Annotated in this window: 13 protein-coding genes; all 13 read right to left on the bottom strand. The window is 39.6% G+C overall.

The window, feature by feature from the left end; all coding sequences use genetic code 11:
• Window positions 1-8: 8 nt before the first annotated feature.
• Entirely contained in the window at window positions 9-335 is a 327-nt protein-coding gene (nirD, locus tag ACNSTQ_RS13340) for a nitrite reductase small subunit NirD (protein ID WP_418200311.1), read from the bottom strand.
• Between the two features lie 15 nt (window positions 336-350).
• Entirely contained in the window at window positions 351-2,783 is a 2,433-nt protein-coding gene (nirB, locus tag ACNSTQ_RS13335) for a nitrite reductase large subunit NirB (RefSeq protein ID WP_418200310.1), read from the bottom strand.
• Window positions 2,784-2,829: 46 nt separating this feature from the next.
• A complete protein-coding gene (locus tag ACNSTQ_RS13330) occupies window positions 2,830-4,338 on the bottom strand; it encodes a NarK family nitrate/nitrite MFS transporter (protein ID WP_418200309.1) in 1,509 nt (502 codons plus the stop codon).
• 828 nt (window positions 4,339-5,166) lie between these two features.
• Entirely contained in the window at window positions 5,167-5,961 is a 795-nt protein-coding gene (gene minD / locus ACNSTQ_RS13325; protein ID WP_418200308.1) for a septum site-determining protein MinD, read from the bottom strand.
• 49 nt (window positions 5,962-6,010) lie between these two features.
• On the bottom strand, window positions 6,011-6,700 hold the full coding sequence (gene minC / locus ACNSTQ_RS13320) for a septum site-determining protein MinC (protein ID WP_418200307.1): 690 nt from the start codon (window positions 6,698-6,700) through the stop codon (window positions 6,011-6,013).
• A 103-nt stretch (window positions 6,701-6,803) separates the two neighbouring features.
• A complete protein-coding gene (gene mreD, locus ACNSTQ_RS13315) occupies window positions 6,804-7,328 on the bottom strand; it encodes a rod shape-determining protein MreD (RefSeq protein WP_418200306.1) in 525 nt (174 codons plus the stop codon).
• Window positions 7,325-8,194, bottom strand: coding sequence for a rod shape-determining protein MreC (gene mreC, locus ACNSTQ_RS13310; RefSeq protein WP_418200305.1), 870 nt, complete (start codon window positions 8,192-8,194; stop codon window positions 7,325-7,327). Before mreC ends, mreD begins: the two co-directional genes overlap by 4 nt.
• 19 nt (window positions 8,195-8,213) lie before the next feature.
• Window positions 8,214-9,254 (bottom strand): rod shape-determining protein, encoded by a 1,041-nt coding sequence (locus ACNSTQ_RS13305; RefSeq protein WP_418200304.1) that lies wholly within the window; start codon window positions 9,252-9,254, stop codon window positions 8,214-8,216.
• A 140-nt stretch (window positions 9,255-9,394) separates the two neighbouring features.
• Window positions 9,395-10,087 carry a RadC family protein gene (gene radC, locus ACNSTQ_RS13300; RefSeq protein WP_418200303.1) on the bottom strand — a complete coding sequence of 231 codons (693 nt, stop codon included), beginning with the start codon at window positions 10,085-10,087 and terminating at the stop codon, window positions 9,395-9,397.
• A 68-nt stretch (window positions 10,088-10,155) separates the two neighbouring features.
• Window positions 10,156-10,728 (bottom strand): Maf family protein, encoded by a 573-nt coding sequence (locus tag ACNSTQ_RS13295; RefSeq protein WP_418200302.1) that lies wholly within the window; start codon window positions 10,726-10,728, stop codon window positions 10,156-10,158.
• Window positions 10,729-11,351: 623 nt separating this feature from the next.
• A complete protein-coding gene (locus ACNSTQ_RS13290; protein ID WP_418200301.1) occupies window positions 11,352-12,524 on the bottom strand; it encodes a hypothetical protein in 1,173 nt (390 codons plus the stop codon).
• A gap of 178 nt (window positions 12,525-12,702) precedes the next feature.
• The gene (locus tag ACNSTQ_RS13285; protein WP_418200300.1) at window positions 12,703-13,926 is read right to left on the bottom strand and encodes a type II secretion system F family protein; all 1,224 of its coding nucleotides are present in this window, start codon (window positions 13,924-13,926) and stop codon (window positions 12,703-12,705) included.
• Window positions 13,927-13,952: 26 nt separating this feature from the next.
• Window positions 13,953-14,987, bottom strand: coding sequence for a type IV pilus twitching motility protein PilT (locus ACNSTQ_RS13280; protein ID WP_418200299.1), 1,035 nt, complete (start codon window positions 14,985-14,987; stop codon window positions 13,953-13,955).
• Window positions 14,988-15,002: the final 15 nt, after the last annotated feature.

Below are 15,002 nucleotides of genomic sequence, written 5' to 3'. Positions count from 1 at the left end.
CTACTCATCTAGTTAATGACCAGAAAAACGTTCTCTTCTTCAACAATGGTTTCATAACTTTTGACGCAACCTTTATCTGGTGTTTGAACTAATCCATCATTTAAACAAACTTTCCAGTCGTGCAATGGACAGAAAACGTGGTCGCCGGCTACGATCCCTTGAGAAAGGGGCCCGCCTTTATGCGGACATTTGTTTTCAACCGCGCGGACAGCACCCGAGGCTAAGCGAAATACCGCTACACTCTGATCACCGATAATGACTTCTTTACCATATTTCTCAGGTATATCTGTTAGTTTTCCGATCATCACTTTTCTTCCCGCTTGAATGTTACTCATTAACAGCTCCCCCTTTTATTGAATGACTTCAACGTGTTTATTTTTAAATAATTCAGTTTGTAGTTTGTTACTTTCGTAAATTTCACTCCAAGGTTCCTTAATAGTTGATAGAACAGTATCCATTCGATCACTTAATTCTTTTCGATTTTGCTCATTCGAAATGACTTGCTCAATGACATAATCAAGCCCTACTCTTTCAATCCAATGCGATGTTCGCTCTAAATAACGTGCATTTTCGCGATAAAGTTGTAAATAAGCTGCCGTAACTTCAAGGACCTCTTCACTTGTTTTAACTTTGCAAAGCAAGTCACCTTTTCGGAGTTCGGTTCCACCATTACCACCAACAAAAATCTCCCAAGCTCCTTCAACCCCTACAATCCCGACATCTTTAATTCCTGATTCTGCACAGTTTCTCGGGCAAGCGGACACGGCCATCTTGACTTTATGCGGTGTGTTTAACCCTTCAAATTTTTTCTCAAGTGCAATTCCCATTCCAATCGAATCCTGTGTTCCAAATCGACAGAAGCTTTCACCTACGCATGTTTTTACTGTACGAAGCGTTTTACCGTACGCATGACCGGATGGCATCCCAATTTCTTTCCAAACATTCGGCAGATCTTCTTTTTTTATACCAAGTAAATCGATTCGCTGACCTCCCGTTAGTTTTACAAGAGGAACATTATACTTTTCTGCTACTTCAGCAATTCGCTTTAATTCAGTCGGATTTGTAACTCCCCCGTACATCCTAGGTACAACCGAATACGTACCGTCCTTTTGGATGTTCGCATGCATTCTCTCGTTTACAAATCGTGACTCTCTTTCATCTTCGTAGTTTGTCGGATGAACCATTCCCAAGTAGTAGTTAATAGCTGGACGACATTTCGAACAACCACCTTCATTTTTCCAACCTAGTACATTCATCACTTCTCGCGTATGCGTTAGTCCTTTTTCACGGATTTCAGCAACTACTTGTTCATGAGTTAAATCCGTGCATCCGCAAAGAGCTTCTGTTTTTGCGGCAGCATCAAATTCGTCTCCTAATGTGTCTGCAAGCAACTCTGAAATCATCGGCTTACATGTCCCGCACGATCGACCGGCACTTGTACAGCCACTGACTTCTTCTACTGAACACAGACTTTGTTCACGAATTGCTGATACGATCGTCCCTTTTGTGACACCATTACAGCCACAAACATTGTCGTTCGCTGCTAACGAGGCGGTTAAACTTTCAGATACCGCGTCATTACTTTGCAAAATATTGATCGGGGCCATATCTGAAACATCCGCACCTTCATTAATCATACTTAATAGTTTTGTACTTTCTTTTGTATCTCCAAATAATACAGCCCCCACCACTTTGTTATTGCGAATCATTACTTTTTTATAAATACCTTCATATTCGTCGTATACTCGGACACTTCTCGTCGATCCATCATCGACGAACTCGCCTGCAGAAAACACATTGACGCCAGATACTTTTAATTTAGTTGATAGAACCGACCCTTGATATCCAGCACCAGCGTTTTCACCAACGATATGTTTTGCGAGCACTTTACCTTGCTCATAAAGGGGTGCGACTAATCCATAAACGACTTCGCGGTGTTCGGCGCATTCCCCAACAGCGTAAACACCTAGAGCACTTGTTTGCATGTAATTATTAACGATAACACCGCGATTTACTTCAATGTCACTTTCACTTGCTACTAGCGTATTTGGGCGTATCCCAACGGCCATGACAACGAGGTCTGCTTCGGTTTCCGATCCATCTTTAAAGATTACTTTTTCGACTCGATTCGTTCCTACGATTTTGTCGGTGAGCTTTGGCATTAAGAAGTTCATTCCTTGTTTTTCAAGCTCTACTCGAAGGAGATTTGCTGCATCTTGGTCTAGTTGTCTTTCCATTAAATGATCTTGTAAATGCACAACATCGACTTCCATACCAAGGTTTAAAAGACCACGGGCTGCTTCTAAACCAAGTAAGCCCCCACCAATTACGACTGCTTTTTTATAGTTTTTAGACGCATCAATCATCGTTTCGCAATCTTTTATATCTCGGAAGGCTATGACTCCTTCCAGGTCAGCACCTGGAACTGGTAAAATGAACGGGTTAGAGCCTGTCGCCATAATGACGTAGTCGTATTTCATTTCTCGATCTTTGTTCGTATAGAGAACTTTCTGCTCTGTGTCTAATCTCATAACCGTCTCGTTTGTAAACAGCTCAATTTCATTTTCTTCATACCATTCAATACTATTAATCTCGATATCTTTTATCGTCGTATCCCCAGCTAACACCGCTGAAAGCATAATCCGGTTATAGTTGACATGAGGTTCACTTCCGAATACCGTAATTTCAAATTTTTCTTTTCCACCATTCAGCTTTAAAATTTCTTCAATACAACGAACTCCAGCCATTCCATTCCCAATGAGCACCAGTTTCTTTTTCTCCATCGTAATCCCTCCTGAGTATCTATTCGTTTTATTTGTACGGCTTGCTTTATAGTGCTTTTCTTGTTAAAACTTTCTCTTCCGATACAACAGCTGCTTCTTCTCGATCGACTGATGATAAGTGATATTCTTCACCAAATGAATTATCAGGTTCTTCTAAAAGGAAGTAACAAATCACGAAGCTGAGAAATGCACCGGTTGCTAGAATGAAAAAGAATTGTTGCGGCGTAACGAGTGTAAATAACGTTAAGTAAATGGTTGAACCGACATTTCCATAAGCACCTGCCATTCCAGCGACTTGACCAGTTATTCGTTTTTTAATCATCGGAATAACTGCAAATGTCGCCCCTTCTGCTCCTTGAATAAATACAGATGTTAAAACAGTAACCGCAACAGCTGCGATCAGTGGCCATGATGAGTCAATAAAGCCCATCGCCACTAAGCCTAACGTAATCCCAATCATGTAAACGAGCATCACTTTTCTTCGGCTTCCCATTCGATCAGATAGCATTCCACCAAGTGGCCTAGCAACTAAATTAATGAAGGCAAATGAGGCAGCAATGAGACCAGCCGAAGTGGCACTAAGTGAAAAGGTTAATTGAAAAAACATCGGCAGCATCGAAACAATCGCTAATTCTGCCCCGAAGTTAGCAAAATAGGTACTGTTTAATGCAGCTACATTTTTAAATTTGTATTGATCATCTTTAGGAACACCCTTTTTTAAGATTGGGATATTCACTTTCAGGATTTTATAGACTTGAAAAACAATTGTAAGTGCGATCGCTGTATAAAGGGCATACAGCACATTAGTCGAGATAAAGCCCATTCCTTCCAATCTCCAAGACAGGACGGCTAATGCACCACCTAATGGAACCGTCCAGATAATGAGCCAAACTAAGTCCCCCCAACTGCTAACTTCCATCGCCCCAGTTCGTTTCGGTTTGATGTATTCTTTTCCTTCCGGGGTATCTCGGACATTTAAATAATAAATAATGCCATAGACGAGACAGAAGACACCAGTTAAAGCAATTGCATACCGCCAGCCGTTTTCTCCACCAAACATCGTTAAAGCGATCCAAGGAAGTAACATCGCACCTGCAGCTGAACCAAAATTACCCCAACCACCGTATATCCCTTCTGCAAAACCGACATCTTTCGGCGGGTACCATTCAGCCACCATGCGGATCCCAATGACAAAACTTGCACCAATACTACTTAGCAATAGCCTGGATATCATCAGCTGAGACCAACTATCTCCAAAGGCGAATATGAACGTCGGAATGGACATGAGGATAAGTAAACCAGAATAAACGACTCGTGGTCCAAATCGATCTAGCAATACCCCAATAATAATGCGAGCTGGAATTGTTAAGGCGACATTGATAATTGCTAACGCTGAGATATGTTCCCTTGTCAGCCAGTCTGAGCTTTCTAGCATCGTCGTAGCAAGTGGCGCCATATTAAACCAAGTGAAGAAAGAAACAAAAAATGCAAACCAAGTAAAGTGTAATATTTTCGTCCTCTCATCCTTAAACGTAAACAAATCCGAAACTTTCAAACTAGTTACCCCCTCAATTTTTCTTTTGGATTTCTTCCGAATGGTTGTTGATCTATAAAAGCAAGTTAAAACTATCGGTTTATAAGGAATTATACTTATAAAAACATGTGCAACAGATTGATTGTAGTGGTTGCTGAATTACGTTTATAAAATTCAGATTGTTTTGATTAATTTGATTGTGCCATAAAAGTAATCTAACGTGTTCCAGTTTGAAAGAAGATCTTACAAGGTTTTCCCTATAGAAACAATGAAAACGCTATTATTTCTGTTGGTGATTTGGATTGGAGGTTAGGCAGGCATACTAAAGTTAGAGCACTAATAATTGTATTGGTTGTTATCCTCCTGATTTTTTTAAGTGCACCATTTCCCCTCTTTGTTTCACGCTTTCTCCTAGTTTTTTCCTTTAACGCTCACGATTCATCCCCTTTTATTCACACTTTCTCCTAGTTTTTTCCTTTATCGCTCACGATTCATCCCCTTTCATTCACGCTTTCCTAGTTTTTTCCTCTATCGCTCACGATTCTTTCCCTTTCGTTCACTCTTTCTCCTAATTTTTTACTTTAGCGCTCACGATTCTTTCCCTTTCATTCAAGATTTCTCCTAGTTTTTTCCTTTATCGCTCATTATTCGTTCCCTTTGGTTTACACCTTCTCCTAATTTCTTCCTCTAGCGCTCACCATTCGCTCCCTTTGGTTCAAACCTTCGTCTAGTTTTTTACTTTAGCGTGCGTCGCTCCGAGCTTCTAGTTAATAAAACTAACTCCTAACATAAAAAAAGCGCAACGGATTTTGGACAAATCCATTGCGCTTTAAATTTTGAAATTGAATATTAACGAATACCAAAGAACTTCTTTACTTTTGTAAAGACGCCTTTTTCCTCACCAAGTGACATAAGAGGAACCGTTTCGCCTAGAATGCGTCTTGCAATATTACGGTATGCAATCGAAGCTTTGCTTCCTGGATGAAGAGCAACAGGCTCTCCTTTGTTTGAATGCTTAATGACATTTTCATCATCAACGACGATCCCTAGTAATTCAATTGCTAGAATACTAACAATTTCATCAACGTCTAGCATTTCACCGCTTTTCATCATATGATTACGGATGCGGTTTACAATCAGTAATGGTGGTTCAACGTTCTCTTTTTCTAGTAATCCAATAATACGGTCGGCATCACGAACTGCTGATAACTCAGGTGTCGTTACAACAATCGCTTTGTTTGCTCCAGCAACCGCATTTTTAAATCCTTGCTCAATACCGGCTGGACAGTCAATTAAAACATAATCATAATCCCGTTTTAATTCTTCCACAATCGTTTTCATTTGCTCAGGTGTTATTGAAGACTTGTCCTTTGTTTGAGCAGCTGGCAATAGATATAAACATTCGAACCGCTTGTCTTTAATTAGGGCTTGTTGTAAGCGACAACGTTCTTCTGCTACATCGACAAGATCATATATGATTCGGTTTTCTAGTCCCATAACAACGTCAAGATTTCGAAGACCTATATCTGTATCGATTAAGCAAACTCTTTTACCTGAAAGGGCTAGGGCTGTTCCGATGTTAGCGGAAGTTGTCGTTTTCCCGACGCCCCCTTTTCCAGAAGTAATTACGATAGCCTCTCCCACACATATTTCCCCTTTCTTCCTCTATGTCAAATTCCGACCGACTTTTCCTTTATGAAGTCACTTTTTCAGGTGACCGATTTAAACTTGGACGTAACCAAGGTAATTGTTGAATTCGTTCTAAAACAATCGAATGATCATTGGAATTTATGTAAGCACACTCCATTTGACGGTCAACTTGTTCATTCCGATTAGGCTCTTGACGCATATGTTCACTAATTTTCAACTGTGAAGGTGCCATCACAGACGCTGCAATGACTGCCGTTTCATCTCCTTCACTTCCAGCATGAGCCATTCCTCGTAATGCCCCCATTACAAAGATATTACCAGAAGCAACTACTGTTCCACCAGGGTTAACATCACCAATCAATAACAAATCACCATTGACTTTAAAAACTTGACCCGAACGAACGATTTTAGAGACCATCACAGTTTGCTTTTCCTCTGCCATTCGTTCCGCTTCTTCTTTAGTAATGACTTTCGTTTCAATTTGATCAATCACCAAATTTTTACCTTCACAAACGAGGTCTTTAAGTGCCTTCTCTTGATCCTCAGTTAAATAACGGTTTCCCGTATCAATATAAACTTTTACTGCTGGACCATCGGCTTTTTCGTAATGTTTAGAAGATAATTTTTCTTTAAGTTCTTCCATAATACTTTCGAAACTACAGTTATCACTTAATAAAAATGTTAATCCGTCTTTCGTCCCTTTTATTGTAACGTGGTGTTTCTTTTGTAACATTTATAGTTCACCTCAGAGTAGGTTAGATCCATTTACACCATTACTGTTATTTCTACAAAAAGACTAAAATCTCCTCTATTAACGGAAAGAAAATTGAAATTACTTAATGTTTTTGTATTTCTTCGATTCTCTTTAGATAAAGAAGATACTTACGTAAAGGATACAAAATGATGAGTGAAAAAATAAAATTTAAACCTAAAGTTGATAATAAACGTCTTTGTAAAAACTCATCATGCGTCATTGCCGTAATATTAAGCATGGAATTAATTCCAAATGTAAAGTACTCGACAATGATGACCGCCACTAATGTAAGTAACACAACAACGGTATAGCTTCTTCTCACATAAAGGTGTGACAAGGATAATAAATAGGCAATAAACCCAAGACAAAACATGTACACACCCAGTAATTCTGTATAAACGACATCATAAAGAAGGCCAAAGATTAAGCCGTATATAATTGCATGAGTCTTCCCTAAGAAAATACCGATAATGATTATTGCAACGACAACAAACCTAGGGATAAAAAGCATATCACTCCCATATTGCTCAGGTGCATACACTTGAAAGAGTGACCCTTCAATGACAAAAATAAATAACATAATTAAAGGAAGAAGAATTCGATTCACAATCCATCTCCCTCCATAAGATCAGGATCTAATGTTGTACTTGCTCGTTCTATAATAATAACATAGTCTAACCCATAAAAATTTGCTGCAGGTTGGATATATGCATTTTTAGTTAATCCATATTCATCTGGCTCAATCTCAACAATTTCACCGATAATTAAACCACGTGGATACACACCGCCAAGCCCCGAAGTCGTAACGGTTTGTTCAACTTCAATATCAGCGTCGATATCTAGTTTCTTCAACATCAGCATGCCAGTTTCTGGATCAAAGCCTTCAATAAAGCCATAAGCAGGTACTTCGGCTTGAACCATTGCAGACACTCGGTTGGTGCGGTCATTATCGGTTAACAATTGAACTTTAGAAGAAAACTGTCCGACTTGATGGACCTTTCCAATTAATCCACCTGAAGTAATTACTGCCATATTTCTTTGAATGCCATGTTCTGACCCACGGTTAATTCCTATAAATTCGCTCCAGCGATCAGGGTTACGATGGATTACCGTTGCTGTTCGCATTCGATAATCACTTAACGTTTCTTCTATTTCAAGTGTTGCTTTTAGCGTATCATTTTCCGCTTTTAACATATTTCGCTCAACTGATACTTGTGCGTACTCTTCTAATCTTGCTTTTAATACTTGATTTTCCGCATAGAGTCCTTGTAATTCATTTAGATTCTCGAAGAAACCCGCTGCAAATTGAGCGGGTTTGGAGACGAGGGTTTGAACCCATCCAACAGTGTCCTTCATAAATTGCTCTGGCCAAGTTACTCGGTCACGGTCACTCATGGAATATCCAATTAACGCAACAAGTATAATAATGCTCACCATTAAGACAATGAGCCGTTTATTTGAAAAAAATGTCATTGTCTACACCTACTTACAATTACGATTTACGACCGGAACGAACAGTGATTCCCGCTCTCGAACGGAATAAATGAATATTTTCCAACGCTCGACCAGTACCAAGTGCCACACAATCAAGTGGATCTTCGGCAACAATTACTGGCATATTCGTTTCATCACTAAGTACACGATCTAAGTTACGAAGAAGTGCTCCACCGCCAGTTAATACGATTCCACGATCCATAATATCTGCTGCTAATTCGGGAGGAGACTGCTCTAGCGTATTTTTCACTGCATCCACAATTGCATCTACCGTATCTTTTAGAGCATCTGAAATTTCAACAGCTGTGACTGTAATCGTCTTTGGCAATCCTGTAACAAGGTCACGACCACGAATGTCCATATCTTCAACACCTTCAGGAGAACCTGCAGAACCAATTTCTAATTTTAGAGCTTCGGATGTACGCTCACCGATCATTAAGTTATACGTTTTTTTAATGTATTGAATAATCGAATCGTCCATTTCATCACCAGCAACGCGGATCGATTGACTAGTTACGATCCCACCTAAAGAAATAATCGCAACTTCTGTCGTTCCCCCACCAATATCAACAACCATACTACCGGTTGGCTCCCATACTGGTAAGTCTGCGCCAATCGCTGCTGCAAACGGCTCTTCAATCGTATAAGCTTCACGAGCTCCCGCTTGTTTTGTAGCATCTTCGACAGCGCGCTTCTCAACAGCAGTAATACCTGATGGTACACAAACCATAACATTTGGTTTTCTTGTAAAAATCGAACGTTGTCTAAGAGCTTGTCGAATAAAATGTTTTAACATCGTTGCAGTTGTATCAAAATCAGCAATTACACCGTCTTTCATTGGACGAACGGCAACGATATTTCCTGGAGTACGACCGATCATATTTTTCGCATCGTTACCTACCGCTTCAATCGAACCTGTATCCGTTCTAAGTGCAACTACTGAAGGTTCACGAACAATAACACCTTTACCCTTCACATATACGAGGGTATTGGCTGTACCTAAATCAATTCCTAAGTCTTTTGAAAAACCACCAAACATCTATGTATCTCCCTTCATGAAACCCAAAACTCATAAAGTATATTATACTGAATATCATTGCAAATGAATAGTCTCAAAGTACTCTATACGATAATTTTACACGTTTATTACAAGAGTGAAATATTGGATTTCTTAATATTTTATGTCAAATATCCCTTCTCCTTTAAACTTATATACGTTCGATCCCCAATTATGACATGGTCCAACAGCTCAATTCCAAGAATTTTTCCACACTCACCTAAACGTTTGGTTACTTCAATGTCCTCTCGGCTTGGCGTTGGATCACCTGAAGGATGGTTGTGCAGACAAATGAAAGAAGCTGCCGAACGGCGAAGGGCTTCTTTGAACACCTCCCTTGGATGAACAATGCTTGCATTTAAGCTGCCGATAAAAATCGTTTCCCGATGAAGAACATGATTTTTCGTATTCAAATAAAGACATACGAAATGCTCTTGCGTTAGAGACCGCATGTCTTCCATTACGTACCGAGACACATCTTCTGGTGATCGTATAACGTATCGTTCTTCAAGTTTAAGGTTCGTAATTCGTCTCCCTAACTCTAGGACCGCACACACTTCAACCGCCTTTGCTTCACCAATTCCCTTAATTTCTTTTAGTTCTTCAACAGTCGCATCCTTTAGCATCGTTAACCCGTCAAATTTCTGTAAAACACGATGAGCCAGTTGTAAAACTGATTCATCTTTTGAACCCGTTCGTAAAATAATTGCAAGCAGTTCTTGGTTCGATAAATACTTAGCCCCATCAGCTAGAAGCCTCTCGCGGGGACGCTCGTGATTAGGTACATCACGAATTAGAAGGGACTGCTTGGTCAAGTAACATCCTCACCTTCCTAGCGTTTGCCATTTTTCTTCATTTCATCCAATAGAATAGGGATTTTTGTCTAAAAATTGGGGGTAATTCCGAAGTGGTTTAACTGTCGAACCGTCAAAGCCAATGGCAAGCCTACAACTGCAAAATAATCACCAGCAATTTCTCGGACTAATGTTGCTCCAAAGCCTTGAATTCCATAAGCTCCAGCCTTATCAAAGGGTTCATTGGTATCCAAGTAACGTTCAATTTCAGCATTGGATAGTTCCCAAAATTGTACTCGAGTTTCAACAAAAAATGTCTTTTGTTGTTCGCAGCTTAAGATTGCGACACCTGTTATTACAGAGTGCTGCTTTCCTGATAATGCAGTTAGCATATCTCTTGCATGATCACGGTCATTCGGCTTACCAAGAATTTGACCTTCTAATACGACGACGGTATCCGAACCGAGCACGACAGCATGTTGATTTGATTTAAAAACTGCTTCTGCTTTTTGTAAAGCTAACGACTGGACAAATTGTTCTGGGGATTGGGCAGGATCGAGCGTTTCATCAATATCACTCGTTTGCACGGTAAACGAAATATTCGCTTGTTCCAATAATTCTTTTCTGCGCGGAGAACCTGAAGCTAATATGAAGGGTTTCATGAAGGGCACATCCTTTACAATAAATTTTCTTATGTGTTTATTGTACAAGGATTAGTTAAACTATACCAAATGATACTATCGAATTTAAAGAGATATCAGTGAAACTTTACAGTAATTAAACATTTGGATAAGATTATTCATTAAGAACTCAACTAAATCAATTTGTGGTGGACGATCTATATTACAGACTAGGGACAAAGTAAATCCTGTCAGCTGATCCACAGCATTAAATCTGAAGTCATTAATTTAGGGCACTGAGAGGCTCTTATATGCGCTAAATCCTACTATTTAGGCTATTTAGGGCACTCAGAGGCCCCTATATGGTTAATTCTTTTATAAAACAATATGAAATGTAGAAAATAAGGGCCTCTGAAGTCCATTACGGTTTCAAAAAGCCAATTTTTACTGAAATAAGGGCCCTGTGAGTCCGCAAAAAAGTGCACCAAATAATTAAGTCTATTATAAGTAGGTGCTCCTAAATCATACGAATACAAGACGCTCAGATTTATACTCTGAGCGTCTGATGCTTTCTTATTCGGTATTGCTCCTAGGCTATTTATCATTGTGCTTCCCATTTTGATTAGCATTTTCTCTAGGATGCTTAATGTAACTTGTTTAGGAAGTTACTTTATCGTTTGAACAAACGTGTCATACGCAAGTAATGCTTCTAGTAGATGTTGTTGGATGCCCCATAGGTTTGCTTCTTCTTGGTTACCTTTATACCCTTCGATTTGAGTAGCGGCTCCAGCCATGCTTGAAAGAAATTGCTCAGCATGCCCTTGTGCTTCTGCCGGCAGTTCAGCAATTACGATGGACCCTTGATTACTCCACTTCTGGTATTGCTCTAAAAAGGTGTCGATGTTTTCTAAAGCGTAACTTTGTCCGGATAGACCAGCAACTGAAAAGCGGGCTAAATCGTTAAACATTCCGCCACCTTGAGCAAAGAACTCCTTTACAGTTTCATTTTCAACCGAGTGCATGGAACCATTTACGGCAAACGGCTTAACATACGTATCTTGACCGTGTTGTTGATAAATTTGGCTTAAGCGACCGGCTTCTTCTTTTTGAAGCCCTAGTCCGATGAACATGAACATCGGGTCACCATCGGTTTTTAATACGGCTGCTTGTCCTCTGCTTTTTATCGAAGAAACAATTTCGTTTCCTTTTTCACTGCTTGAAAAAGCACCGCCTTGAACAATTTCAACGGATAAATCTGGGAGTGTTACAGCAGCAGCCTGTCCATTCGCCACCGTTTCAATCGCTTCGTTTGCCGGAACGAGCGAAGCTGTCGTGCTTTGATCCGCGTCGCCGGTAAAAGCGGTTAAGACCATAAATCCGAAACCAACACCGACGATAATAGCAGAGACACCTGCCATGATGAGTGAAATCGGCAAGCCCGATAACGTGTTCTTGAGTCGATCGGCCGGCTTTTTCTTTCTTTTATTCGGTGGAAGTTTCGGCACCCACTTCCGGTTCCCATCATCCCAATACGGTTGTTCTCTCGTTTCTCTTTCTTCTTTCAGCTGATTAAAGTCGATGATGTTGCTTGTAAAATAACTTTGAGTATCATCCACCTTTTCCGCCTGCTGTTCTTCTATTCGTTCTGGCCTTCTCTCCTCTTTTGCTTCGAAATTTCGTTCAAACGGCGGTGGTACTGGACTTTTCGGCCGAATCAGTTCATTCGAATGAACAGGCTCTACCGGCTGATCCTTTTTTGTATTCTCTATTTGATGAAACGAATGTTCTTTACCGTTCAACTTCACTGATATGCGTTGCTTTTCTTGCTCCACCATCACTCGCTCCTCTCCTGCTTCTTATTTTCTTAATTCTATTCTATTAATTTGAATTAGTAGATAGAACTAAAAGCAGAAATTTAATAGAGAAGAATTTGAAACCATTCGAAGCCGAACTATCAGACAAAATAAAAAAGAACAAAACTTAGGAGTAAGTCTTGTTCTAGTTGCTAGTTCGATATTAACCAAAGTTGTTATAAATTGAAAACATCGGCAACAGGGCCGCAAGTACGATCGTACCTACTATAACCCCTAAGATAACAATCATTAACGGTTCGATGATTGCGCTCATACGTGATGCCATTTGTTCTACGTCTTCTTCATAAAAATCGGCAACCTTTTCTAGCATCGTATCTAACTGACCGGTTTCTTCGCCGACTTTAATCATATGGCTAACAATTTTCGGGAAAACCCAGCTTTTATCTAAGGGCTCTGACAGACTTTCTCCTGCTCTTAGAGACTCTTTTGATTCATTAAGTACTTTAGCTACAACATCATTGTTAGCGATCTCCGCACTCATCGTTAAGGTTTGCAAGACAGGAACTGAGCTCGAAAAAAGTGAAGCCATCGTTCGCGTAACTCTAGCGATAATCGTTTTTTGAAATAATAAGCCGAAGACCGGGATCTTCAATTTCAGATAATCTAGCATGAAATGTCCTTTAGGATTTCGATAGATCGCAATAAAAAGAAGTACAAATAATGCAACAAATAATAGAACTAAATACCATCTGTAAATGAGAAAATCTGAAATACTCATGACGATTTGAGTAGGAACGGGGATTTCTCCACCCATGCTTGTTAAATTGTTTAAAAGACTAGGTAAAACATTCGTTAATAAAATGATCACAACGACTACTGCAATAATCGATACCGCTATTGGGTACATCATCGCTGATTTCACTTTTTCTTTGACACGATGTTCTTTTTCATAGAACGTTGCTAAACGATCCATGACATTTTCTAAGTCTCCACTCGTTTCCCCGGCACGAACCATATTGACAAAGACTTTATCAAAGATCTTTGGAAAGTCGGAGCAAGCTTCAGAAAAGGATGTCCCTGAACGAATATCATTATAAACATCTTCAAGCGCCTTTTTAAAAATCTTCGATGAGACTTGTTCTGATAGAATACGAATCGATTCGGTGATCGGTGTTCCAGCTTTTAATAAAGTAGCTAACTGGCGGCAGAATACAACAAAATCTCGATTTTTAACAGGCTTCCCAATGACGATGTTTAACTCATTTAAATCTTTATTCCATACCGTTTCCTTACGTTTTGAAAGTTCGGCAATATAAAGACCTTTACCTTTCAATTCCTTAACAGCTACTTCTTGTGTGGGGGCGTATAATTTACCTTTTACTTCTTTTCCTGTTTTTGAATCAATTGCTTTATAGAGAAAGAGCATATTGTTCTCCCTTTCATACAAGTTTTTTACTCATGTTGGTCCCATCCAGGAACAAATTCATCTGCAACAGCACGAGTTACTATCCCTTTATGAACAAGGTCGGTAACTGCCATATTGATCGTCTGCATGCCACTGCTTTTACTCGTTTCTAGGATTGTTAAGATTTGATGAATTTTATCTGAACGTATTAAATTCGCAACTGCTGGATTACTTACTAATATTTCTAATGCTGCCGTTCGTCCTGTTTCATCTGCTGTTGGCATTAAACGTTGAGAAATAACACCAGAGAGCGTACTCGCTAATTGCATTCGAATTTGCTGATGCTGTTCTCCTGGAAACACGTCAATTATGCGGTGAACCGTTTGAGAAGCTGTTGTCGTATGAAGAGTTCCTAAGACTAGGTGGCCCGTTTCTGCAGCAGTGATGGCTGTTTGTATCGTATCTAAATCACGCATCTCACCAACTAATATGACGTCAGGATCTTGCCTTAATGCAGCTCGCAAACCAATCGAAAAAGATTGACTGTCTTGTCCAATTTCACGTTGGTTAATAATACTCTTTTTATGATGATGTAAATACTCAATCGGATCTTCCAGTGTTAAAATGTGCTTGCTCATATGTTCATTAATATAATCAATGATCGCCGCAAGCGTCGTCGACTTCCCGCTACCTGTAGGACCTGTAACGAGTAGTAAACCTTGTGTTTGTTTGGCAAAATATTTAACGACATCTGGTAGATTTAAATCACCGATCGTAGGGACTTTACTATGAATGACACGACAAACGATACCAACGGCTCCCATTTGCTTAAATAAATTAACACGGAAACGACATGCATCTTCTAATGCATAGGAGAAATCTAACTCACTCGTTTGTTCAAATGTTTCAAACTGACTTGGAGTTGTAATTTGCCGGGCTAAGTCAAGGGTCATCTCTTTTGTTAAAAATTGTGAGCCTACTTTTTTTAGCTTGCCGTTAATTCGCACAATCGGTGTCGTATCGACCGTAATGTGTAAATCAGATGCCCCATTTTGAAAGGCAAAATATAATAGTTTATTCATGTCCAATACAAATCA

This window comes from Alkalihalobacterium sp. APHAB7, assembly GCF_048323755.1.
GTDB lineage: Bacteria > Bacillota > Bacilli > Bacillales > Bacillaceae_F > Alkalihalobacterium.
Note: the sequence above shows the minus strand (reverse complement) of the source record. Positions and strands in the feature narration are given on the sequence as shown.